The organism is Vibrio sp. Vb1166 (assembly GCF_033338695.1).
Taxonomy (GTDB): Bacteria; Pseudomonadota; Gammaproteobacteria; order Enterobacterales; family Vibrionaceae; genus Vibrio; species Vibrio alginolyticus.
This window is the reverse complement of the sequence record NZ_JAWOTE010000020.1, coordinates 14,378-39,632: the sequence shown is the minus strand read 5'-3', so window position 1 is coordinate 39,632 and position 25,255 is coordinate 14,378. Positions and strand designations below refer to the sequence as shown.

The 25,255-nt window shown below is 46.1% G+C and carries 20 protein-coding genes; 11 read left to right on the top strand and 9 right to left on the bottom strand.

Features of this window, described 5'->3' with window-relative positions:
• Positions 1-113: 113 nt before the first annotated feature.
• From mreC to tldD, 7 genes are read left to right on the top strand one after another with little or no spacing between them, the layout of a single operon-like run.
• Positions 114-1,010 (top strand): rod shape-determining protein MreC, encoded by an 897-nt coding sequence (gene mreC / locus R7E51_RS18045; RefSeq protein ID WP_005381142.1) that lies wholly within the window; start codon positions 114-116, stop codon positions 1,008-1,010.
• The gene (mreD, locus tag R7E51_RS18040) at positions 1,000-1,488 is read left to right on the top strand and encodes a rod shape-determining protein MreD (RefSeq protein WP_005381141.1); all 489 of its coding nucleotides are present in this window, start codon (positions 1,000-1,002) and stop codon (positions 1,486-1,488) included. Before mreC ends, mreD begins: the two co-directional genes overlap by 11 nt.
• A 4-nt stretch (positions 1,489-1,492) precedes the next feature.
• Positions 1,493-2,062, top strand: coding sequence for a Maf family protein (locus tag R7E51_RS18035; RefSeq protein ID WP_206958317.1), 570 nt, complete (start codon positions 1,493-1,495; stop codon positions 2,060-2,062).
• A gap of 18 nt (positions 2,063-2,080) precedes the next feature.
• Complete coding sequence (gene rng, locus R7E51_RS18030; protein ID WP_005381138.1) at positions 2,081-3,550, top strand: ribonuclease G; 1,470 nt, start codon at positions 2,081-2,083, stop codon at positions 3,548-3,550.
• 12 nt (positions 3,551-3,562) lie between these two features.
• Entirely contained in the window at positions 3,563-7,444 is a 3,882-nt protein-coding gene (locus tag R7E51_RS18025) for a YhdP family protein (RefSeq protein WP_206958316.1), read from the top strand.
• A gap of 33 nt (positions 7,445-7,477) precedes the next feature.
• Positions 7,478-8,299, top strand: a complete 822-nt coding sequence (locus R7E51_RS18020; protein ID WP_206958315.1) for a carbon-nitrogen hydrolase family protein — start codon at positions 7,478-7,480, stop codon at positions 8,297-8,299.
• Between the two features lie 11 nt (positions 8,300-8,310).
• Positions 8,311-9,756 (top strand): metalloprotease TldD, encoded by a 1,446-nt coding sequence (tldD, locus tag R7E51_RS18015; RefSeq protein ID WP_005381134.1) that lies wholly within the window; start codon positions 8,311-8,313, stop codon positions 9,754-9,756.
• A 66-nt stretch (positions 9,757-9,822) separates the two neighbouring features.
• Here tldD and R7E51_RS18010 read toward each other — a convergent pair whose 3' ends face one another.
• Positions 9,823-11,199, bottom strand: coding sequence for a PhoH family protein (locus R7E51_RS18010; protein WP_005381133.1), 1,377 nt, complete (start codon positions 11,197-11,199; stop codon positions 9,823-9,825).
• Between the two features lie 561 nt (positions 11,200-11,760).
• Between R7E51_RS18010 and rapA the strand changes: the two genes are divergently transcribed.
• A complete protein-coding gene (gene rapA, locus R7E51_RS18005) occupies positions 11,761-14,670 on the top strand; it encodes an RNA polymerase-associated protein RapA (protein WP_206958314.1) in 2,910 nt (969 codons plus the stop codon).
• Positions 14,671-14,778: 108 nt separating this feature from the next.
• On the opposite strand, the gene R7E51_RS18000 is transcribed toward rapA, so the two are convergent.
• A complete protein-coding gene (locus R7E51_RS18000; protein ID WP_005381130.1) occupies positions 14,779-16,044 on the bottom strand; it encodes an NRAMP family divalent metal transporter in 1,266 nt (421 codons plus the stop codon).
• A gap of 342 nt (positions 16,045-16,386) precedes the next feature.
• Here R7E51_RS18000 and R7E51_RS17995 point away from each other — a divergent pair, with 342 nt between their 5' ends.
• Positions 16,387-17,139: a pseudouridine synthase gene (locus tag R7E51_RS17995; RefSeq protein ID WP_053303451.1), complete on the top strand. Its 753-nt coding sequence runs from the start codon at positions 16,387-16,389 to the stop codon at positions 17,137-17,139.
• A gap of 103 nt (positions 17,140-17,242) precedes the next feature.
• Positions 17,243-18,205 carry a D-2-hydroxyacid dehydrogenase gene (locus R7E51_RS17990; protein WP_151514342.1) on the top strand — a complete coding sequence of 321 codons (963 nt, stop codon included), beginning with the start codon at positions 17,243-17,245 and terminating at the stop codon, positions 18,203-18,205.
• A gap of 89 nt (positions 18,206-18,294) precedes the next feature.
• Here R7E51_RS17990 and yjgA read toward each other — a convergent pair whose 3' ends face one another.
• A complete protein-coding gene (gene yjgA / locus R7E51_RS17985) occupies positions 18,295-18,822 on the bottom strand; it encodes a ribosome biogenesis factor YjgA (RefSeq protein WP_005381124.1) in 528 nt (175 codons plus the stop codon).
• Between the two features lie 110 nt (positions 18,823-18,932).
• Here yjgA and pmbA point away from each other — a divergent pair, with 110 nt between their 5' ends.
• A complete protein-coding gene (pmbA, locus tag R7E51_RS17980; protein ID WP_206958312.1) occupies positions 18,933-20,276 on the top strand; it encodes a metalloprotease PmbA in 1,344 nt (447 codons plus the stop codon).
• 64 nt (positions 20,277-20,340) lie between these two features.
• On the opposite strand, the gene mgtE is transcribed toward pmbA, so the two are convergent.
• The 6 genes from mgtE to R7E51_RS17950 form a co-directional block, all read right to left on the bottom strand.
• Complete coding sequence (gene mgtE, locus R7E51_RS17975) at positions 20,341-21,699, bottom strand: magnesium transporter (RefSeq protein ID WP_005381121.1); 1,359 nt, start codon at positions 21,697-21,699, stop codon at positions 20,341-20,343.
• Positions 21,700-21,847: 148 nt separating this feature from the next.
• Positions 21,848-22,123 carry an HPr family phosphocarrier protein gene (locus tag R7E51_RS17970; RefSeq protein ID WP_005381120.1) on the bottom strand — a complete coding sequence of 92 codons (276 nt, stop codon included), beginning with the start codon at positions 22,121-22,123 and terminating at the stop codon, positions 21,848-21,850.
• A 2-nt stretch (positions 22,124-22,125) separates the two neighbouring features.
• The gene (gene rapZ / locus R7E51_RS17965) at positions 22,126-22,989 is read right to left on the bottom strand and encodes an RNase adapter RapZ (RefSeq protein ID WP_054577138.1); all 864 of its coding nucleotides are present in this window, start codon (positions 22,987-22,989) and stop codon (positions 22,126-22,128) included.
• A gap of 14 nt (positions 22,990-23,003) precedes the next feature.
• A complete protein-coding gene (gene ptsN / locus R7E51_RS17960; protein WP_005381116.1) occupies positions 23,004-23,450 on the bottom strand; it encodes a PTS IIA-like nitrogen regulatory protein PtsN in 447 nt (148 codons plus the stop codon).
• A 2-nt stretch (positions 23,451-23,452) separates the two neighbouring features.
• Positions 23,453-23,740 carry a ribosome hibernation promoting factor gene (hpf, locus tag R7E51_RS17955; RefSeq protein WP_005381114.1) on the bottom strand — a complete coding sequence of 96 codons (288 nt, stop codon included), beginning with the start codon at positions 23,738-23,740 and terminating at the stop codon, positions 23,453-23,455.
• A 24-nt stretch (positions 23,741-23,764) separates the two neighbouring features.
• Positions 23,765-25,234 carry an RNA polymerase factor sigma-54 gene (locus R7E51_RS17950; protein WP_005381112.1) on the bottom strand — a complete coding sequence of 490 codons (1,470 nt, stop codon included), beginning with the start codon at positions 25,232-25,234 and terminating at the stop codon, positions 23,765-23,767.
• Positions 25,235-25,255 lie beyond the last annotated feature (21 nt).

The window sequence follows — 25,255 nt, the reverse complement described above, 5'->3', positions numbered from 1 at the left end:
TTTCTGCTCTCTCTGTAATTCAAACATGCTCCATACCTAAAAGTATTTAGTTAAGTATTTTTAGGTGCCAAGTAAGGCTCAATAATCATGGAAGCAATCAGGTCAAAAACAAGATGAAACCGATTTTCGGCAGAGGTCCGTCTCTGCAATTACGTCTGTTTTTTGCTGTCATCGTGTCGGCGAGCTTAATGCTGGCCGATAGTCGTCTAGATACGTTTTCCAACGTTCGATACCTACTAAACAGTATGGTTGCACCGATTCAGTACGCAGCGAATTTGCCTCGTAGTATGTTCGATGGCGTATTTGAACGTTTTAATTCTCATCAGGCATTAGTTGAAGGCAATCGCAGCTTAAAGCGAGAAGTGTTACGCCTGAAAAGCGAGCTTATCTTGCTCGACCAATATAAAGAAGAAAACCAACGCCTACGTAAGTTGTTGGGATCTTCATTTGTCCGTGATGAAAAGAAAGTCGTGACAGAAGTAATGGCGGTTGATACTTCACCTTATCGTCATCAAGTGGTGATCGATAAAGGCCGTATTGATGGTGTTTACGTTGGTCAGCCTGTTATCAACGAGAAAGGCATCGTTGGTCAGGTTACGTTTGTCGCAGCGCACAACGCACGTGTTCTGCTGCTAACGGACGCGAAAAATGCAATTCCTGTCCAGGTGATCCGCAATGATATCCGAGTGATCGCATCGGGCAATGGTGAAATGGATGAAATCCAACTGGAGCACATTCCAACCAGTACAGATATTCAGGTTGGTGATTTATTGGTGACATCCGGTTTAGGTGGCATTTACCCTGAGGGATATCCAGTCGCGACGGTTACCAATGTGGATCACGATACGCGTCAAGAGTTCGCTTCAATCAAGGCTGAGCCGGTTGTGGAGTTTGATCGCTTACGCTACCTACTGCTGATTTGGCCGAATGAAGACCGTCAACACAAAGTACTGCGGTCCAATGTAGATGAAGGGTTAGAGCAAGAACAAGAGGTAACCGATGGCCAATAATGTATTGAGTAGCCGAATGGTGATTGGCGTCAGTTTCTTCGTTGCGCTGGTACTGCAAACCATTCCATGGCCAGGTGTGTTAGATGTGTTACGTCCGTCATGGTTGTTCCTTGTCACGTGTTATTGGGTGTTGGCACTACCGCACCGAGTGAACGTCGGAACTGCGCTAGTGTTGGGCTTATTGTGGGATATCTTGATCGGCTCAACGCTTGGAATTCGTGGCATGATGATGTCGATCGTTATCTACCTTGTGGCGCTGAATTTCCTGTTGATTCGCAACATGGCATTGTGGCAACAGTCGATTTTAATTGCCTTTTTTACTGCGTTATTGGAAGTTTTGATATTCTGTGGGGAATATTTGAACCAGGACGTAGTATTTAATCCATTATCTCTGTGGACGGCGGCAATAAACTGTATACTTTGGCCATGGATGTTTTTATTAATGCGACGAGTTCGTCGTGCATGGCACGTAAGGTAAAGCGGTGAAGAAAAGCTTATCTCTCGTTCTCGCATCGGGTTCTCCGAGAAGAAAAGAGCTGCTTGCTCAACTGGGTTATGATTTTGAGATCGTATTGCCTGATATTGAGGAAGCCAAACAGGCTCATGAGCAAGCACGAGATTACGTGTTGCGTCTTTCTTTGGAAAAAGCTCAGGCAGGCTTAGCGTTGGCTAAGCCTGATTCCGTTGTATTGGGCTCTGATACGGTCGTCGTATGCGATGACCGTGTGCTAGAAAAACCAAAAAGTTTTGAAGATTCAAAGCGTAAGCTTACTGACTTATCGGGTCGTCGCCATCAAGTGATGACTGCGGTGAGCGTTGTATCATCGGAACAACAACATTCAGTGGTCGTTACCACTGACGTGTGGTTCAAATCACTGACTCACGAAGAAATCGAACAATATTGGCAGTCAGGAGAGCCATGCGATAAAGCTGGAAGTTATGGTATTCAGGGACTCGGAGGGCGATTTGTCACCCGAATCGAAGGCAGTTATCACGCTGTAGTAGGCTTACCTTTGTTCGAAACCGATCAGCTAATTCAAGAATTTTTATAATTGTTTTGAGGTGTGCACATGAGTGCAGAATTGCTGCTTAACGTGACCCCGAGTGAAACTCGTGTGGCCATGATTGAAGGTGGAGTACTACAAGAAATACATATCGAGCGCGAATCGCGTCGCGGTATTGTGGGCAATATATATAAAGGCAAAGTAAGCCGAGTGTTACCAGGTATGCAGGCGGCTTTCGTCGACATTGGTTTAGATAAAGCGGCGTTTTTACATGCGTCAGATATTGTTCCTCATACCGAATGTGTGGCAGAAAACGAAAAACAGCAGTTTCAAGTCCGTGATATCTCTGAGCTGGTACGCCAGGGACAAGACATTGTAGTGCAAGTGGTCAAAGATCCGCTCGGCACGAAAGGTGCGCGTTTAACGACGGATATCACCTTACCTTCGCGTTATCTTGTTTTTATGCCGGGGGCCAGCCATGTCGGTGTTTCGCAGCGTATTGAAAGTGAGAAAGAGCGCGAGCGTTTGAAAAAGGTGGTGAACCATTACTGTGATGAGCACGGTGGTTTTATCATTCGTACCGCGGCAGAAGGCGCTGATGAAAAAGAGCTCTCTCAAGATGCGGCATTTCTAAAGCGTTTGTGGCTAAAAGTCATGGAGCGTCGCTCAAAATACAAAACGCGTTCAACACTTTACGGTGAACTCGGCTTAGCTCAACGCATTCTGCGTGACTTTGTTGGCACAGAGCTCGATAAGATCATGGTCGACTCCCGCCTTGAATATGAAAACCTGAAAGAATTCACTTCTGAGTATGTACCGGAGTTAACAGATAAGCTTGAGCTTTACGAAGGTGACAAGCCAATCTTTGACATGTACGACACCGAAAACGAAATTCAGCGTTCTTTAGAGCGCAAGGTCGAGCTAAAATCGGGCGGCTATTTGATCATCGATCAAACCGAAGCCATGACCACCATCGACATCAACACGGGTGCATTTGTTGGTCGTCGTAATCTCGAAGAGACTATCTTCAATACCAATATAGAGGCAACGCAAGCTATTGCGCGTCAGCTACGTTTACGTAACCTCGGCGGTATCATCATTATTGATTTTATCGATATGGCATCCGAAGAGCATCGTCAGCGAGTACTTACCTCACTGGAAACGGCGCTGGCGAAAGACCGAGTAAAAACCAACATCAACGGCTTTACCCAGCTTGGCTTAGTTGAAATGACGCGTAAGCGTACGCGAGAAAGTATTGAACATATCTTGTGTTCTGGCTGTCCTACTTGTGAAGGCCGTGGCAGCGTGAAAACGGTCGAAACCGTATGCTTTGAGATATTACGAGAGATTACTCGTGTGAACCGTGCTTACGACGCGGATAATTTTGTCGTGTACGCATCGCCGTTTGTTGCTGAAGCGCTATTAGGCGATGAGTCTCATGCGTTGGCAGAGCTCGAAGTATTTATTGGCAAGCAAGTGCGAGTTCAGGCTGAACCCCTGTACATTCAGGAACAGTTTGACGTCGTAATGATGTAATTTGGAACATTTGTGAATTCTGGTGTTAACCGTTTTGGGCGTTTTTGTGCGTGGAGTTTAGTTACTGTATTGGTGTTATTAGCCATATTAGTAACCACGCTTCGCGTCACACTGCCGCAACTTAACCATTTCCAAGATGAGATCAAAACCTGGGTCAAACAAGGCACAGGTTTTGACGTTTCTATTGCCAATGTCGCAGGGACGTGGCGCAATAATCATCCCTCAATTGCGTTACTGGGTTTAGAGGCAAATCTACCAAACGTGCAAGATGCACGCTTCGCTGTTGAAGAAGTCCAAATTGAGTTCGACCTTATTCAATCTCTTTTTCAACTTAAACCTGTAGTTGCAGACCTTACCATTCATAACCTCGCTTTAGACATTCACACGGTAGACATTCTGCCGACTTCTCATCGTCAAGAATCGAAGCCTGAAGTGGATAAGAGCGAAGTGAAACTCATTGACCAACTCGACTCACTTCTTTTACGTCAGTTCGAAGACTTCACTATTAGCGATTCACGGATTTGGTATAAGTCTGTGTCAGGTGAAACTCGCCGTTTAGATATCGAGCAGCTTCGTTGGAGCAATCAAGGGAAACGTCACGTAGCCGAAGGCACGGTTAGCATTGCCGATGTTCGCCTGAACTCATTATTAGTAAGCGCTAACTTTAAAGATCATGGCTCGTTGCGTGATGTATCTGGTGAGTTTTACGTGAGTGCTCAAGATGTCTCGGTCACACCTTGGCTGACCACTTACATGCAAGAAGAGTCAGGAGCAGAATCGGGTAAAGTCAGCTTAAATACTTGGCTAACGCTCAAACATAGCCAACCGCATGATGCTTATGTTGAATTACTGCCTTCCGAGTTGGTGTGGAATGAAGATGGACATCATGAGCTGTTTATTGAGTCTGGAATTTTCAATCTTCGACCAGATAAACAAGGCTGGAAAGTAAATGGCCACTCACTTCAGATCAGAACCGATAATACCCCTTGGCCAGAGCTAGACGTTGCGTTTGATTGGCAACCAAACGGCTGGATGCTCAATCTCTCTCAAATCGACATCGAAGCACTCATTCCGCTCATCAAGTTGGCTCCAGAGTCAGAGTCGACCAGTGACCTTATTAACAAACTAGCACCGAAAGGTCGGGTCGAAGATGTCCGATTGTCAATGAACGGCGGTTTAGACACCTTACGCTACTCGGCTGAACTGGATGAACTCGCGATGACACAATGGGAGCTCCTACCCGGGTTTCATCACGTACAGGGCAGCGTATCGGGGGATGTGAATCAAGCTAAAGCAAAAGTCACCGTCATTGATGATGTCTTTCCGTACGGCGATGTATTCCAAGCTCCGCTGAATATCAAACAAGGTGAAGTCGATATTATCTGGCAGCAAGATGAGAGCGGCTGGCGCTTGTGGTCGGATAAAGTGACGGCAGCAACGCCTGATCTTCAAGTCCTGGGGGCATTCCGTCTTGATTTTCCAAAAGAACAAAGCCCATTTTTATCGTTCTATGCCGAAGCGGATCTCTACAACGCGGGTGAGACATGGCGCTATCTACCGACTCTGGCACTTGGACAAGACTTGACCGACTATCTTTCGACCGCGATTCAGGGTGGTAAAGTGAACACAGCAAAATTGTTGTGGTATGGCGAGTTAGGGGATTTTCCTTACAAAGAACATAATGGCATGTTCCAAGCTTGGGTTGGATTAAAAGACGCGAAATTTAGCTTTGATACGGCATGGCCAACCATCACGGATTTGCAGCTAGACTTGCTGTTTGAAAATGATGCCATGTATTTGGATTCAAAATCAGCCACACTAAATGGCGTTCATGCCAAGCGTATCACTGGGCGAATCCCTGAGTTGGCAGAAGGTGGACACATCGAGATTGAAGCGAAAGCAAGCGCGCCGGGTAATGAAGTCCGTGACTACATGATGGCGACGCCATTAGTGGATTCAGTCGGTGCCGCATTGACAGCGCTGCAAGTGAGTGGTCCCGTTTACTCTGAGTTTCAACTCAATATACCGTTTGATTTTGAGAAAGAGTCTCGCGCTTGGGGTTATGCCGATTTAACAGAAAATCGTGTTGATATTGAAGCGCCGCCAATGACGCTTGAAAACGCCACAGGGCGTATCACCTTCGACAATGATGTGGTTACCACATCGGGTTTGTCGGCCGAATTATTACAACAGCCTATCTCTCTTGATTTCCATGGAGAGAGTGCGGAGCAAGGCTACAACGTGACAATTAATACACTAGGAGATTGGGATGTCGAGCCTCTCAAGCCCTATGTCGGTGAGCGTTGGTTAAACCTTGTTTCTGGCCATGCGCCGTGGCAAATGGACATTGACTTGCAACTCAATGATGTTGGTTTCACTTATCAGCTTGAAGTGCTGGCGCAGCTAAATCGTCTGGCTAGTCAATATCCTTATCCTTTAGCGAAACAAATTGGCGAGTCTGGGCAAGCGAAACTGCAAGCATCCGGCAACCAAGAGAGTATTTCAGCAAGACTACAGATCCCAAATGTGAAGTATCAAACTGAGATAGATATCGCTGGCGATGTCCCGGTTCTGACTGCGACTCATTTAATGGTTGGCAAAGGTGGCTTCCGGATTAGTCCTATTGTCGGGCACGATGCTTCGGTGCGTGTCGAAGAACTGAATTTAGACCAATGGGCTGAGCTTGCGCAGGTCTCTGAGAGCAAGCCGTCATCGTCTGTTTTGGCAAGCATGAAAACGCCAACCATTCCATTGCCGACACGCATTGAAGTTGAAACGCCAAACTTACAGTTCGGTGGGATTGAGTTTCATGATGTGGATTTTTCTGCAAGCAAGAAAAATTTGAGTTGGCAACTCGATGTGGACAGTCAAGAGGTTAAAGGGAAAGCTAACTATCTGAAACCCTATGATCTATCGGTCTCTTTAGAGCACTTGCATCTGTACATCCCAGGGTTTGAAGAGATGACCAAAGAGCGCAGCTCAATCTTTGCGAGTGAAGATCAAAACGCACCTTTGATTACCAATTTTGACCGCAAGTTTCACGCTGAGATGCCAAACTTAACTTTGAACATTGATGATTTTTGGCTGCAAGGCTACAAAGTGGGCAAAGTGAATGTTGATTTGCAGCGTCGCCAGAACCGCTTGGAGTGGAAAAATATCACCTTTAGTAGCGGCAAAAACCGCATTGATATGAGTGGTTGGTGGGACCTGACGAAAGAGAGTAGTCATTCCAACTTAACCATGAAAATGAAAGGTGATAACAACACCGATCTTATGGAGCGCTTTGGTATTACATCAGGCATTCAACAAGCACCATTTGAGATCAATGCCAATATGGAATGGGACGGCGCACCTTGGTCAATGAAGACACAAACCTTGCAAGGAAACGTCTCAACGGAATTTGGTAAAGGCGTGATCAGTGAAGTTAGTGGTGCGGCACGCTTGTTAGGCTTGTTTAGCTTGGATTCTATCATCCGTAAGATGCAGCTCGACTTTACCGACGTATTCGATAAAGGCATGGCATTCAACTCGATCACGGGAACGGGCAAAATCCAAGACGGTGTGTTTATCACCAATGATATCGTAATGGATGCGTTAGCAGGGGAAATGCAAATCCGCGGTATCGCTAATATGAACAGCAGAATGGTTGATGCGGAAGTGAAATTCACACCAGACATCACATCAGGCTTACCAATGCTGACTGCGTTTGCCGTTGCGCCTCAAACTGCTTTGTATGTCTTGGCCATCTCTACGGTGATATCTCCGGTGGTTGAGGTCTTCACTCAAGTCAATTATGAAGTGAAAGGCCCACTAGATTCACCAACGGTGAAAGAAATTTCGCGAAGTAAAGGTGAATACAAGCTACCAGAAAAACTGCGTGAACAGGCCAAATAATTCACCGAATATAATGGAATAGGGAGGAAACACATGGAACGTGTTGGCATTATTCAAATGACTTCGGGTCCGGATATTAACGCGAATTTGGACTTCATTGAAAAACAGTGTGCTTTAGCGAGCAAGCAAGGTGCCAAACTTGTCCTTACTCCTGAAAATACAGTGCTATTTGCCAGTCGCGAAGCTTATCATCAACATGCAGAGCCACTTGGCAGTGGCATGATTCAACAGCGGCTCTGTGAAATCGCCAGAAAGAACCAGTTAACACTTATTGTCGGAAGCATGCCCATTCAAACCGTAAAAGGTGTCACCACCACAACACTGGTATTACCGCCGCACGGTAAATGCATTGCTCACTATGACAAACTGCACATGTTTGATGTCGACGTAGCCGATGGTTATGGTAGTTATCGTGAGTCGGATACGTTTATGGCGGGTAATCAAATAGTCGTGGCGGAAACTGATATCGGCAGTGTTGGATTGAGTATTTGTTATGATTTACGTTTCCCAGAACTTTATAAAGTATTGCGTCAAGAAGGGGCGGATATCATTTTGGTGCCCGCTGCGTTTACCGCTGTGACGGGGCAAGCTCACTGGGAAGTATTATTGCGAGCTAGAGCGATTGAGACACAATGTTGGATTTTGGCAAGCGGACAAACTGGAACGCATCCATGTGGACGAAAAACATGGGGACACTCAATGGTCGTTGACCCTTGGGGACGTATCCATAAACAGCTTCAGGATGAAGTAGGCTTATTGGTGACAGAGATAGATTTGTCACAAAGCCAACAAGTAAGGCAGAATATGCCGCTGACTCAACACAGTCGCTTTCAAAATGAATTGAGACGGAAATAAAAGAGCTAACTATGAGCACAAACCAAATAGAACAGGCACTCCTTGCCCCAAATGGTCTGACAGAACAAGACATTGCTGACACGCTTGCCAGCATTGCGACGCGCCAGATCGATTATGCGGACATTTACTTTCAGTCCAGCTGGCATGAGTCTCTGGTTCTAGAAGATAGCATCATCAAAGATGGCTCTTTTAACATTGATTGTGGTGTTGGTGTCCGTGCAGTAACTGGCGAGAAAACAGGCTTTGCCTACTCTGATCAAATTCAGCCTGAAGGCCTGAAGCAGAGTGCAATGGCGGCGCGCGGTATTGCTCAGCAAGGGCAAAATGGCAAAGTCCAAGCGTTTAAACGCACCGAAAACCAAGCGTACTACGCGGCTGTGAATCCACTAGCTGAATGGGAAAAGCAGCAAAAAACAGAATTACTCAAATCTCTAGATGCTTACATCCGCACTAAAGAACCATTGATTAAAGAAGTCTCGATCAGCATCAGCGGTGTGCATGAGCAGATGCTTGTTGCGGCAACAGACGGTACTTATGCAGGCGATATTCGTCCTTTGGTGCGTTTGTCTATTAGCGTGCTCGCACAAAAAGGTGAACGACGTGAACGCGGTAGTGCTGGTGGCGGCGGCCGTTTCGGTTACGATTTCTTTTTAACGGAAAGCAATGGAGTGAAACAAGCTTTCCATTATGCAGACGAAGCGATTCGCATGGCGTTAATCAACCTTGAAGCAGAAGCAGCACCAGCAGGCATGATGCCAGTGGTATTGGGTTCTGGCTGGCCTGGCGTGTTGCTACACGAAGCGGTAGGTCATGGACTAGAAGGTGACTTTAACCGCAAAGAGTCGTCAGTGTTCTCTGGAAAAATGGGTCAACAAGTGACGTCTTCACTGTGTACCATCGTCGATGACGGCACGTTAAAAGACCTTCGTGGTTCACTGAATGTGGATGATGAAGGGGTAAACGGCCAGTACAACACGCTTATCGAAAATGGTGTGCTGAAAGGTTACATGCAAGACAAGCTAAACGCGCGGTTAATGGGTGTGAACCCAACAGGTAACGGTCGTCGTGAGTCTTATGCACATTTACCAATGCCGCGTATGACCAACACCTACATGCTACCAGGTGAACATACGCCAGAAGAAATAATCTCGACGGTCGAGAAAGGGTTGTATGCGCCAAACTTTGGTGGCGGTCAGGTGGACATTACTTCGGGTAAGTTTGTGTTCTCTGCATCCGAAGCATACTTGATTGAAAACGGTAAAATTACGCGCCCTGTTAAAGGTGCGACGTTGATTGGATCAGGTATCGAAGCAATGCAGCAAGTCTCTATGGTCGGTAACGACCTAAGTATCGACAAGGGCGTTGGCGTATGTGGTAAAGCAGGTCAAAGTGTGCCAGTTGGGGTTGGTCAGCCGACCTTGAAACTGGACTCACTGACAGTAGGTGGCACTGAGTAACTCAGTTGAATCGTTATAAAAAGAGCGCTCATTAGAGCGCTCTTTTGCTTTGTGAGTCGGTGTCAATTACAGGTTTTCTTCAGCAAATTCCGCCAAGCGGCTACGAACCACGCCGTTGAGGTGAATATTCGCGCTGCCTTCAAAGTTCTTGAAGCGTTCAACCATGTAGGTCAAACCAGAGGTCACTGGGGTGAGGTAATGGGAGTCAATCTGCGCCAAGTTACCGGAGCAGACGATTTTGGTTCCTTCACCACAGCGGGTAATGATGGTTTTGATTTGTGATGCAGTGAGGTTTTGACACTCATCAAGCAGTACAAACGCATTTTGAATTGAACGGCCACGCATAAAGTTGATCGATTTAAATTGAATGTTGGCTTTATCGCAGATGTACTTCAATGAGCCTTCAGTGCAGTGATCGTGTTTATGTAGCGCTTCCAAGGTATCGGTCACCGCCGCTAACCACGGCATCATTTTCTCCTCTTCGGAGCCGGGTAAGAAGCCGATGGATTCACCGATATCTGGCGTGTTACGTGTTACGATAATTTTATCGAACATGCTTTTTTCAATGGTTTGCTCCAATGCTGCTGCCATTGCCAGTAATGTCTTACCACTACCCGCCGCACCCGTTAGAATCACCAAGTCAATTTCTGGATCGAGTAAGGCATCTAACGCCATTCCCTGGTAGATATTTTTAGGTGTGATGTCCCAAGCCTTACGATGCATTAGACGTTCGCGGCTCAGGTCGAGAAGCGTTAGCTTGTCTTCATTGATGGTTTCTACGCGACCAGCAAAGTCACTGTCTTCATCAATAACGTATTGGTTGATAAAGGTTGGGTCGAAGGGTTCGCGACTGAGTTTGTGGTAAGTTTTTCCGCCCAGTGCATAGCTTTCTACTTCCTCAATACCGCTCCAGAAATCACCTTCACGCAATTGAAAGCCTTTGGTTAGGTATTGAATGTCGTCAATCAGTTGGTCGGTTCTATAGTCCTCAACAAAGCGTACACCAGCCCCTTTGGCTCGCAGACGCATGTTGATGTCTTTCGTGATCAGTACCACTTCACGTGGTGCACGTTTATTTTGCAGATAAAGCACCGCGTTGAGAATACGGTTGTCACCGGCTTTGTCGGCGAAGGCTTTGACGGTTTCCTGCAGTTCAAAATCCGCCAAAATGGAAATAGTACCTTGGTCGGGGTTGTCTTTAGAAACAGGAATGCCTTCAGAGATTTCATCTGGCGTTGCTTCTTTAAACAAATCTTCCAAGGTGCGAATAGCCACGCGCGCATCTCTTGCAACGTCGCGCTTGCTGTCTTTGATTCGGTCGAGTTCTTCCAACACGGTCATGGGGATAACGACATCGTGTTCTTGGAAAGAGAAGATGGCAAAGGGTTCATGAAGAAGAATGTTGGTATCGAGTACAAACAGTTTCCGATCGGTATCGCCCATAGCGTCTCCTTGCCGTAGTACGGCTCTGCATGCGAGTTGTTAGGTCGTTTCCAAATAGGTGTGAAGTGACCTAACTCTGATTGCTTGCAATAGAGGTTGTCGGGCTGATGTCGGCTAGTGTGCAACCGAGTAGCAAGACAACTTACTGCAAACCCGTGTTGATCCTAATCGTGTACTAACGCGCTTAAATCATATGCAATGGTTTTAAACGCCCCTCATTAGAAGTATACGTAATATTTACGTTCTACAACTTAATAATTGGCATGAGTATTTTACAATTTGATTGCATTTAGAGTTTGGGAAAAAAAGTTTCTGCTTGGTGCGGTTTCGGCGTGACCTAAATCACAGCTTCAAGTAAGATTAGCGACCTTTTTCTGCGTATAGGCTACGTCCGATTTATCATGTTGAGCTGGCTTAAAAAATACTCAGTTCATACTGAAATGACGAATGCTATCGGCATAGCAGAAGCCAGAATCAGATCTAAACTATTATCCATGCCCACGGGCATGAGTAGACCAACAAGAAATACGAATCAAGAACTAATAACGAGGTAGTCAATTCATGACATTTGCTTTGGGGCAGCGCTGGATTAGCGATACGGAAAGCGATTTAGGTTTAGGTACCGTTGTAGCAATGGATGCTCGTACTGTGACATTGATGTTTGCAGCGTCAGAGGAAAACCGAGTTTACGCACGTAACGATGCACCTGTTACCCGAGTCACCTTTAATGTTGGGGATGTCATCGATTGCCAAGAAGGTTGGTCTCTAAAAGTAGAAGAAGTACTGGAAGATGAAGGTCTTTACACCTATTTCGGTACTCGTGAAGACACGCAAGAAACCGCTGTTGTTCTGCGTGAGATTTTCCTTAGCAACCAAATTCGTTTTAACAAACCTCAAGATAAGTTGTACGCCGGTCAAATCGACCGTATGGACAACTTTGTTCTGCGTTACCGTGCGCTAACCAACCAGTTTGAGCAGCATAAGAGCCCAATGCGTGGCCTATGTGGTATGCGTGCAGGTTTGATCCCTCATCAGCTTTACATCGCGCACGAAGTTGGCCGTCGTCACGCGCCACGCGTCTTATTGGCGGATGAGGTAGGTTTGGGTAAAACCATCGAAGCGGGCATGATCATCCACCAACAAGTTCTGTCTGGTCGTGCCGAACGCATTTTGATTGTGGTGCCTGAAACACTGCAGCATCAATGGCTGGTTGAGATGATGCGTCGTTTCAATCTGCATTTCTCTATCTTTGACGAAGAGCGCTGTATCGAAGCGTTTGCGGATGCAGAAAACCCATTTGATACTCAGCAATATGTGCTGTGTTCTTTGGATTTCCTACGCAAGAGCCGCAAGCGTTTTGAACAAGCACTGGAAGGTGAATGGGACCTACTGGTTGTCGATGAAGCGCACCACCTAGAGTGGAGTCAAGACAAACCAAGTCGCGAATACCAAGTGGTAGAAGGCTTGGCTGAACGTACTCCTGGTGTGTTGCTACTGACTGCAACGCCAGAGCAGCTTGGTCGTGAGAGTCACTTTGCTCGTCTGCGTTTGTTGGATCCAGACCGCTTCTATGATTACGAAGCATTCGTTGAGGAAGAAGAGCAATACGCGCCCGTAGCAGATGCGATTACTTCACTCTTTTCCGGTGAAAAGCTACCTAATGAAGCAAAAAACCAGATCACTGAGTTGTTGTCTGAACAAGACGTAGAACCACTTTTCCGTATTATTGAAAGTGAAGCGGACGAAGAAGCTAAAGCGTCGGCACGCCAAGAGCTGATCGATAACTTGATGGATCGTCATGGTACAGGGCGTGTTTTGTTCCGTAACACGCGCGCGGCCATCAAAGGCTTCCCTACGCGTAACGTGCATCTGATGCCAATGGATATTCCACCGCAATACACTACATCAATGCGTGTTGCTGGAATGATTGGCGGTAAGATGAGTTCTGAAGCACGTGCGATGAAGAACCTTTACCCGGAAGAAATTTTCCAAGAATTTGAAGGCGATGACGCGAGCTGGTGGCAGTTTGACTCGCGTGTGAATTGGTTGCTTGAAAAAGTAAAAGAGAAGCGCAGCGAGAAAATCCTCGTGATTGCTTCTCGTGCGAGTACCGCACTGCAATTGGAGCAAGCACTGCGTGAGCGTGAAGGTATCCGCGCCACCGTTTTCCACGAAGGTATGTCGATTCTTGAACGTGACAAAGCGGCGGCTTACTTTGCGCAAGAAGAAGGTGGAGCACAAGTTCTTATCTGTAGCGAAATCGGCTCTGAAGGTCGTAACTTCCAGTTTGCCAACCAACTTGTCATGTTCGACTTGCCATTTAACCCAGACTTGCTTGAGCAACGTATTGGTCGTTTGGACCGTATCGGTCAAAATCGCGATATCGACATTCATGTTCCTTACCTGAAAGGCACATCGCAAGCGATCCTAGCACGTTGGTTCGATGAAGGCCTGAACGCTTTTGCGGAAACCTGCCCAACAGGCCGTGCTGTTTACGATAAGTACTCCGATGATCTGATTGAAATTCTTGCCTCTGGGGATACCAGCACGCTAGATGAGATCATTGAAGCGTCAGCAAAAATGAATAAAGAGCTGAAATCCCAATTGGAGCAAGGCCGTGATCGCCTATTAGAAATGCATTCAAATGGCGGGGAAAAAGCACAACAAATCGTTGAGAAAATTGAATCAACTGACGGCGATACCAATCTGGTCACCTTCGCACTTTCTCTTTTTGACACGATTGGCTTGAATCAAGACGATAAAGGTGAAAACGCCCTGATTGTGACCCCATCTGAGCACATGATGGTGCCAAGCTATCCAGGTCTGCCATACGAAGGAGCGACGATCACGTTTGATCGTGATACGGCTTTATCTCGTGAAGATATGCACTTTATCAGTTGGGAACACCCAATGATCCAGGGTGGTATCGATCTTCTTATGAGTGAAGGGGTGGGGACGTCTGCGGTATCTCTATTGAAAAACAAAGCGTTACCAGTCGGGACTATTCTTCTTGAGTTGATTTACGCGGTAGATGCGCAAGCGCCAAAACGCAGTGGTATCGCGCGCTTCTTACCGAAAACGCCAATCCGTTTAATGATGGACTCGCGTGGTAATGATTTGTCTGCTCAAGTGGAGTTTGAAAGCTTTAACCGCCAGCTCAGCCCTGTAAACCGTCACTTAGGTAGCAAGTTGGTTACGTCGGTACAGAAAGACGTACACCGCTTAATTGAAGCCGGTGATGTTCTTATTGAAGAGAAGGTCGAAGAAGTACGCAAACAAGCTCATCAAGATATGCAGCACAGTTTGAATGCAGAGCTTGAGCGTTTGCAAGCACTGAAAGCGGTGAACCCAAATATTCGTGACGAAGAAATTGAAGCTATCGACGCACAAATTAAAGAGCTTACTAGTTATATCAACCAAGCTCAGGTTCAGCTCGACTCGCTGCGTTTGATTGTGGTGAGCCACAACTAAGTAAGTATTTATTGCTCATTAAAAAAGGTCTTCAGTTGAAGACCTTTTTCTTTATTTACGGTTTAGTTTCTTTATGCGGAATGCATTAATCACTGATAGCTATCTCATTTACATCAACCACTTCCACCAGATAAATACAGCCAAGAAGCCAAACAAGTAAATCAGGCCTGCAATCGACAACCACTTTAGTTTAGGTCCAACAGCCAAAGGCTCAGGTAACTCAGTTTTGCTCACTAAGGTGTAATTTAGCAGAGCAAAGAATGGCGTGGTCATAAAGGCGAGAATCATCGCAAAGTTCAGCATAGGCAATAACGCAGAAGCCCAGAAAACCACAATACCTAATGCAAGTAAGGAGACTACCAGCATGATCGCTGAAGTGGTTTTAGGGTTAGTGTCTGGTTGTGAGCGCAGTAGGCGTTGAGAATCCGAAATAACGCGCGAATAGCCATCAATAACGGTAATCGTGCTGCCAAAGATACAGAAAAACGCAATTACCGCGATTAAGTAACGAGACCATTCGCCAATCGTTGCCGCATATAAGCCAACCAATTGGTGGGAGAAGCCAACGCCAGAGCTTTCAAGCGCAACGCCAGAACCATAAAGCATCAAAGAGCCTAGCGATACAAAGATAATGGCAAGAAACGCCGTGCCAATATAACCGACATTAAAGTCAAATAGAGCAGAGCGGTATGTTACTTCTTGCTGGCTTGATTGGCGTTTTAGCCATGCTGAGGTTAAACAGGAGATCTCTATCGGTGCAGGCATCCACCCCATTGTCACAACGATAAAACCAATAGCCGCAATAGACCAAGGTGACGGCGGCTCGAAGTTGGCCACTTGTTCAACAGGGTTACCAAAGGCGATAGAAACAGCGAGTAAAGTCGCGATGGTTAACACCGACATGATCACTTTAGATAGCGTATCGAGCGCTTTGTAATGGCCAGCAAATAATATGATCAGGCAGGTGACAATCACAATGATGCTGAGTGATGCCATTGATAGTGAAAACGGAATGAAGTAGCCCAGCAAGCTAGCGCTAAACATCAACAAAGCGGCGGTATTGATGACGGCCGATACCACGCTCAGAAATAGAAATAGCCATAGATAAGGCCGACCTAATTTCGCGTAGCCCTCAACCAAGGTCAGCCCTGTCCCCATGGTGTACTGTACGCCCGCTCGGAAAAAAGGGTATTTAAACAGGTTTACGAGCAGAATCAGTGCAGCCAATTGCCAACCATAAATCGCACCAGCCTTGGTTGATGCCACGAGGTGAGAGCCACCGACCGCAGCAGATGCCATTAATATGCCGGGGCCTAGCGAACGAAAAAATAAGGAAAGTTTGGATTGGGGTTTATCTATAACGGCGGAGTCCATTGCTTATTGTCCTTTTTATCTTATGTATCTTTCTAAAGAGATACATACCGCAGTACATGACAAGCTGAGCGATCGCCCTATACTGCGCAACGGTAATGTCTTTTAAATGCTGTGTTTTGATGTATTTATTTTAAGTATTCTTTGCGAATATCATGCTGTGTGCATCTAGCACTCTATTCAGTTATGCGTCTTGTTGTCAAACTAAATTTACAACGTGCTATTTTTAGTTTTTATGCTAAAGGATTGACTTTGTTTTATTGGGTTGAACTTTTCTTCAGAATCCTGCATCTGGGTGCTATTTGGGTATATAATCGCGGCGTTTTTATTTTGTAGAGATCTCCCATGGCAATGCTTGAATATACCCCTCCCACCGACCCTTGGGTTGATATCGTTTTTGAGGATGACGACATTCTGGCAGTGAATAAGCCATCAGGGCTGCTGTCTGTCCCTGGTCGCCTTGCAGAGCATTACGACAGCATGTGGAGCCGCCTCAAAGAGTTGCATCCAGAAATTCAAGTTGTGCATCGCTTGGATATGTCGACATCAGGGTTGATGTTGCTGGCGAAAAACAAACCCGCGGAGCGAGCATTAAAAAAGCAGTTCCAATATCGCCTCACTCACAAGGTGTATTACGCACGTGTTTGGGGGCATGTTGAGTCGCAAGAAGGGAATATTGATCTTCCATTAAATTGTGATTGGCCAAATCGTCCACGACAAAAAGTATGTTTTGACGACGGCAAACCATCTCAAACTTTATTCCAAGTAGTGAAGCGTGAAGTGCACCCTGATGGCACCCATACAACCGTTGTGCGACTACTGCCCATTACTGGTCGATCGCATCAGTTACGCGTGCATTTGATGGCGATTGGTCATGCGATTGTGGGTGATGAGTTTTATGCAAGCGAAGAGGCGTATCAGTTTTCAGAACGTTTAGAGTTGCACGCTGCGGAGCTAAGTTTTTATCATCCAGCTACGGATCAGCTGAGCAGTATTTTTGTACCCTGTGACTTTTATTCTGAAGCCGAGGCGATGATCTTTAACTATTTTTCGCCAGAGCGTACATTGCCTGATTATAAAACGTTGCCACACCCTTAATGTCAATTGCACTCAACAGCGGTTCTTTCTAGTTCGCTATTTTTGGCTATTTCGTTACTGTGGTTGATGTATCCTGTCTTTCAGCCGTGAACAAGGAGTTGTTATGTCTTTGCCAAGCATCGTATTTTTAGACCGAGCGACCATCCCAGAACATATTGAGGTCCCACGACCTGGCTTTCCGCACCACTGGCGTGAGTACGACCTAACTGCGCCTGAGCAGGTAATAGAAAGGTTAGCAGATGCCGATATCGTGATTAGCAATAAAGTCCTGCTTGACCAACATGTATTAGAGCAACTACCAAAATTACGGATGATCGCGGTTGCCGCAACTGGTTTTAACAACGTCGATGTGAACTACTGTGCTAATCATGATATTGCGGTTGCTAATGTACGTGGTTACGCGACGCGTTCGGTGCCCGAGCACGTGATGGCAATGTTATTCGCTTTAAGACGGAATTTATTTGGGTACCACCAAGATATTGCCGCAGGTGAGTGGCAGCGTAACCAGCAGTTTTGTTTTTTTACTCACCCAATCGGGGATATTGGTGGTAGCACGTTAGGTGTTGTTGGTAGTGGGGCACTAGGGCAAGCGACGGCGAATCTGGCTCAAGCGTTAGGAATGACCGTGTTGTTTTCTGAGCGTAAAGGGGCGGCAGAATGTAGACCAGGTTATGTGCCGTTTGAGGAAGTATTAAAACGCTCCGATGCGCTGACTTTGCATTGCCCGCTCAACGATCGTACTCAGAATTTAATTGGTCAAGCTGAGTTGCAACAAATGAAGTCCAACGCCATTTTGATTAATACAGGGCGTGGAGGTTTGGTGGATGAGAGCGCGCTGGTGGATGCCTTAAAACAGCAAGAAATTGCAGCGGCTGGTTTTGATGTTTTTACACAAGAACCGGCTGATGAGAGCAATCCGCTGATTGCCAATATGAGTTTACCTAATTTGTTACTTACACCGCATGTTGCATGGGGCAGCGACTCATCTATCCAACGTTTAGCGGAAATCTTGATTGAGAACATTAACGCTTTCGAGCGCGGAGACCGCGTGAATCGCTTAGTGTAACGCTGACAGTAAAACCAAAGATAAAAAAAGCAGACATTGACGTCTGCTTTTTGCGTTTAAATCGAATGCTCATTGCTTGAGCCGTCGAATTAAAACTCTTCTTCGTTTAGACCTTTAAGGATCTGAAAGATTTCGCGGTACGCTTTTGCTGGTTTCCCAGCTTTTTTCTCTTTCGCTGCTTGGCGAGCAAGTTGGCGTAGACGCTGACGATCCGCTTCTGGGTACATTTCCATTACGTCATCAATGGCTTTGTCACCTTCTTCCACTACGCGATCACGCAACGCTTCAAGTTTGTGGAATACCGCCGTTAATTGAGAGTGCTTATTACGAATTTTATCCAGTGCGGCTTGGATTGGCTCTGGATCTTCGTAACGCATCAATTTACCAATACGTTGTAATTGGCGACGACGCGCTTCATTTTTGAAACGTTGCGCGTCAGCAATTGCTTCTCGCAAATCTTCACTCAATGGAAACTTTTCTAGAACTGAAGGTTTGAGGCCGACAAGCTCCTCACCTAGCTTTTGCAGTTCTTCCATGTCTCGCTTCATCTCGGATTTACTTACCCAGATGATCTCTTCTTCTGGTTCCCATGGCGCTTTTTGATTCTTACGTGCCATTTCAGTTGCCTGTGTTTTGATTAATATTATGACTATTTTAACAAGAATCATGGGGAGAAAGCGAAATTCTTGTTATCCTATTGTTCATCAAAGACAAGATGTGAAAGACAATGGATATTAAACAGCAGGTTGCTGAGCAACGTACCGAGCTAGAGCAAGCCGTCGCAAGAGCCTTAAAGCTTGCATCGGCAAAATCTGACGCCGCCGAAGTCGCAATTACTAAAAGCACTGGTTTAAGTGTTTCAACTCGTATGGGTGAAGTAGAAAATGTCGAGTTCAACAGCGATGGTGCGCTGGGCATTACCGTTTACCGAGGTCAACGCAAAGGCAGTGCTTCCACGTCTGATTTGAGTGAAGCGGCAATCGAGCAAACCGTTATAGCGGCGCTAGATATTGCACATTACACATCTGAAGACCCATTTGCAGGCCCTGCAGCAAAAGAATACATGGTGCAAGAGATCCCTGAGCTTGATCTTTTCCACCCTGACGCACCCGATCCAGACTATGCTGCCAATGTGGCGATTGCAGCAGAAAAAGAGGCGCTAAGTTATAACAGTGCAATCAAGCAGAGTGATGGCGCGAGTTATGATAGTCATTACGGCGTGAAAGTGTATGGCAATAGCCATGGCTTATTAGCTAGTTATGCGTCTAGCCGCCATAGTACTAGCTGTTGTGTAATTGGCGTTGGTCAAAACGGCGAGATGGAACGTGATTACAGCTACACCGTGGCACGTCATCGTGATGACTTATGGACCCCAGAAACGGTGGGTCGTAAGGCTGCAGAGAATACGGCCAACCGCTTAGATGCGCAGCGTCTAAAAACAGGTCAATACCCAATCATGTTTGCGGCTGATGTTGCGACAGGCTTGATTGGCCATCTCGTTATGGCGATCAGCGGTGGTAACCTGTACCGAAAATCTTCTTTCTTACTTGACCATCTAGGCAAACAAGTGCTTCCTGAATGGTTCAATATCTCAGAACGTCCGCATGTATTGCGTGGTTTGGCATCAAGTCCATTCGATAGTGAAGGTGTGTACACTCAAGACCGTGAGATCATTACCGACGGTGTGCTAGCAACTTATCTGTTAACCAGTTATGCCGCACGTAAAATGAAGATGACGCCGACAGGTCACGCTGGTGGGATTCATAACTGGTACGTGAAGTCGACAGGCCAAAACTTCGAACAAATGCTTAAAGAGCTCGGTACTGGTCTTCTAGTGACAGAAGTCATGGGACAAGGTGTGAACGTGGTAACGGGTGATTACTCTCGCGGTGCCGCAGGCTTCTGGGTTGAGAATGGCGAAATCCAATACCCAGTATCAGAAATTACCATCGCAGGTAATCTAAAAGACATGTTCACCAAGATTGTGGCGGTTGGTAGTGATATTGAAACGCGCTCACAAATCCAAACGGGCTCTATCCTACTGGATACCATGAAAGTGGCGGGTGAATAAGCTTTTCTAGCAATTCAGAATCAAAAAAGCCTGATGTGTTCATCAGGCTTTTTCGTTTTTTCTGTTAGGTAATCAGTATTGTGGCAAGCCCTAAGAAGACAGATAAACCAATCACATCCGTCACCGTTGTTAATGCCATACCACCAGCTAAAGCAGGATCGATGTTCATTTTTTTCAATAGGATTGGAATCGTTACTCCGGCAATACCTGCGACCAATAAGTTGGTCAGCATGGCGGCGGAAATGATTCCTCCGAGCATCCAGTTACCTTTCCAAGCAACAACAATACCACCAATAATCAGCGCCCACATGATACCGTTGAGTAAGCCGATCGAGGCTTCTTTCATTAACAGTTCGCGTTTGTTTGAGTCACCGATATGACCAAGAGCAAGACCACGAATCACTAGTGCGACAGTTTGGTTACCAGCGACACCACCCATGGACGGAACAATCGTCATCAATACCGCAATGGCCGCCATTTGATCTAATGTGGCCTCAAACATATTAGAAACGGAAGCAGCAGCAAGGGCGGCTAATACGTTAGCGCCAAGCCAGATACTGCGTTTGCGAGCTGATTTTACAACAGGCGCGAAAGTATCTTCGTCATCGTCCATACCCGCCATACTCATCATCGAGTGTTCCGCGTCTTCACGAATAACGTCAACCACGTCATCGATGGTGATACGACCGACCAAATGCAAGTTTTCATCAACAACAGGTGCAGATACCCAATTACGGCGTTCGAACAGACTCGCAACATCTGAGTCGCTAGTATCGACGGTGATGGCCTCGTCCGCGTCTTCCATTACATCAATGATTTTTACGTCTGGCTGAGTGGTAATAAGCGTCGTGATCGGCAGTTCACCGATGAGCTTACTCTCTTCATCGATCACATACAGGGCATCTGTAGCTTCTGGAAGCTCGCCTTTCATACGTAGATAACGCAAAACTACGTCCACATCTACGTCACCACGAATTGTGATGACGTCGGTGTTCATCAGTCCACCCGCGGTGTCTTCTGGGTAGGATAGGGCGGTTTCGACCCGTAGGCGGTCAGATGAGTCCATTTGCGACAGGACTTCGCGTGACAGGTTGTCAGGCAAGCTACGCAGTACGTAAGCCACGTCATCGGTATCCATGCCTTCTGTCGCTTCTGCAAGCGCTTCTGGTGCCATTTTGGATACGAGGCTGTCTTTGACGTCTTCGTTCAGCTCGTCAAGGATTTCACCATAATCTTCAGGGTCGGTGAGTTGCCAAAGAACTTCACGGCTCTTACGTGGGGAGGCTTCTAAAAGGTGAGCGATATCCTCAGGTTCCATGTCCTGTAATTGACGACGAACATGGACGAAGCGGCCATTTTCTAGCGCTTCTGTGACTTCTTGGAGGGCTTGGTGAGCTTGGTCGAATTCAATTTGCTCTGCCATTCATTCCTCCCAATTCCTGATATTTACAATGCGTTGAATAATAACTTAATTCTAGGCGCCTTTTAATAACAACTTATGATACTAAGCAAATTTATTTATTAGGTCAGGGAAGAGAAAGATAATGGGAGGTAAGAAAAAAGCGAGTAAACTACTCGCCTTCATCAAATTTATCTTCGATCAAGTGGCAAACGGCATCCAGTGCTTCTTCCGCTTGCCCACCCGTTGCGTGGATCGTGACGTATTGTCCTTGAGCGGACTCTAGCATTAACAGGCCCATTACGCTGTCTGCTGTGGCGGTTTTGTCTTCTTCATTGTCGATGGTGATGACCGCTTCAAAGCTCTGTGCCAGTTCGACCAGTTTGACTGCTGCACGAGCATGTAAGCCAAGGCGGTTTTGAATCAATACTTTACGACTTAACTCCACGGCTACTCCTTAGCGTTTTTCTCTAGTGAGGTATGGCGAATTTGTACTTGGTGTCCTTTGTTGGAGAAGTATTCACCGATTTGCTGAGTTAAGTACACCGAGCGGTGCTTACCACCAGTACAACCGATTGCAACGGTCAGGTAGCTGCGGTTGTTTTTCTCAAGCAAAGGTAACCAATTCTCTATAAAGCTTTCAATTTGATATTTCAAACTTAACACCGATTGGTGTTGCTCTAAAAATGCGGCGATAGGAGCATCCAGACCTGTAAGCGGGCGTAGTGCTGGTTCCCAATGTGGGTTAGGTAAGAAGCGAACGTCGAATACGTAATCGGCATCGGAAGGCAGGCCGTATTTAAAACCAAAAGACTCAAATACCATAACGAGCCCTTTGCGATCTCTGCCTTCAACGCGCATACGCACGGTTTCACTCAATTCATGCAAAGACTGCCCACTACTATTTAGGACCAGATCTGCATGCGCTTTGAGTGGCGTCAAAATTTGCTTCTCACGCTCGATGGCTTGATCGAGCGAGAGGGAGGTGCCACCTAAAGATAACGGGTGAATTCGGCGTGTTTCACTGTAGCGTTTGAGTAGCGTTTCTTTATTAGCGTCCAAGAAAAGCACGGTCACATCAAGCTCAGTTTTTAACTGTTCTAGTGTACTCGTCAGTTCTTTTAGCTTTTTAGGAATATTGCGAATATCAATGCTGACTGCAACATTCTGTTTGCTGTCAGCAACAGAATGAACAAATGCGTCTAGCAAGTTAACTGGCAGGTTATCAACACAGTAGTAACCTAAGTCTTCCAGTACACGAAGCGCAATACTTTTACCGGCACCTGAGTGCCCGCTAACAACGATTAGTCGCATGGAGTTAGTCCTGCTTATTGGTGAATCATGATGTCGTAAAGTTCTTCATCACTCTGAGCATTACGCAGTAGTTTTAATACTTGCTTATCGCTCAGACGTTCTGCCATAGAGGATAGAGTCTTGAGGTGCTCTTTGCACTGTTCTTCTGGTACAAGGAGCGCAAAAAGAAGATCGACAGGTCGATTGTCAATCGCATCAAATTCGATTGCTTCATCACATTGCAGTAAGACAGCAATGGCCTTGTCGCTTGATTGCATTCTCGCGTGAGGGATCGCAATACCGTTTCCGATACCGGTACTGCCCATTTTTTCTCTATTGAGCATGCATTCGAACAGCTCGGTAGAATCTTGGCCCGTTTGATCAGCCACGATACGGCTGATCATTTCAAGGGCGCGTTTTTTACTCGTGCAGTGGACCGCACTTTTGGTGCAGTCCAATGACAGTATTTCGCTCAGTTGCATGATTAATGACTGTTTAGTTTTTCTTTGTGCTTATTAAGTTGGCGAACCAATTTATCTACCAGCGAATCGATCGCGGCATACATATTTTCGTCATCGGCTGATGCGTGGATTTCGCCTTGATTTATGTGAAGCGTAGCTTCCGCGATTTGAGTAATTTTTTCAACTTTTAGTACAACATGCACTTGATTGATGTGGTCGAAGAACCTTTCGAGCTTCTGAAACTTAGAATTTACATAGTCTTGCATTGAATCGGTAAGATCAACGTGATGGCCTTGAATATTGATTTGCATAGACTTTCCTTTTCAGTTAGTGCCTTATAATAGGCGTTTACGCTGACTTGAAGGGGCAATTCCCAAGGATTCGCGATATTTGGCTATCGTACGTCTTGCGACCTGAATCCCTTGGTCAGCCAGAAGAGCAGCAATCTTACTATCACTCAGTGGTTTGGCAGTATTCTCTGCTGCGACCAGTTTTTTAATGAGTGCACGAATTGCTGTTGACGAACATTCTCCGCCGTTGTCAGTACTAACATGGCTAGAGAAGAAGTACTTCAATTCAAAAATACCACGTGGTGTATGCATAAACTTTTGCGTTGTTACACGAGAAATCGTGGATTCATGCATGTCCACAGCCAAAGCGACATCATTGAGCACCATTGGCTTCATGGCTTCCTCACCATACTCGAAGAAATCTTGTTGATGTTCAACAATACATCTTGCAACTTTGAGTAGCGTCTCGTTTCTACTCTCTAAGCTCTTAATTAACCATTTGGCCTCTTGCAAATTGCTGCGGATGTACTGGCTATCCGCGCTATTACCTTTGCCTAATTGAGCATATTGTTGATTTACTTTTAATTTTGGCACGCTATCCGGGTTTATAGAAACGGTCCATTTGCCATTGTCTTTAAAAACGGATACGTCTGGAATTACGTACTCGGTATCATCAGGAGTGATGCGACTACCTGGACGAGGATCTAACTGTTGGATAAGCTTTAAGACTTCACGAAGATCGGCTTCTTTCAGCTTAGTCTCTTTGATGACGAGCTTGTAGTCTCGGTTGCCTAGGTGATCAATATGATCCGCAAGTATCATTTTGGCTTCAGCAAGCCACGGCGTGTCTTCTGGGAAGGTCGTCAGTTGCAGTAACAAACATTCTTGTAAGTTACGCGATGCAACGCCAAGAGGATCGAATTGTTGAATGCGTTTACGAACAGCTTCTACTTCGTCTAACTCTATCTCTTCATTATCGAAGCTCTCATGAATCTCTTCAGGCGACAAAGTTAAATAGCCGTAGTCGTCAACAGCGTCAATAATCGCTAATGCAATCGTGCGGTCGGTTTCACTGAATGGTGTTAGGTCAAGCTGCCACATGAGGTAATCATGTAATGATTCAGTGGTTTCGCCCTGGTAGACGGGCATATCATCATCAAGAGCTAAGCCAGTGCTACCAGTATTCGCGCTGTAGACGTCATCCCAAGTCGTGTCGATTTCAAGTTCAGAGCTAATTTCTGATTTCTCTATCACATCGGAGCTATCTGGAACGTCAATTTCTGTTGGTTCGCTAGCACTGTTGCTATCAGCAGCCTCGACCGCTGACTTATCTTCACCGTTTGCTAGAGGCTCGTCTTGGCCTTCTTCAACTTCCAATAATGGGTTTGAGTCCAACGCTTCTTGGATTTCTTGTTGAAGATCGAGTGTCGACAATTGCAATAAGCGAATCGCTTGCTGCAACTGTGGCGTCATGGCTAACTGCTGACCTAGCTTGAGTTGTAATGAAGGTTTCATTCAGTGTTACTTACCTTGTAA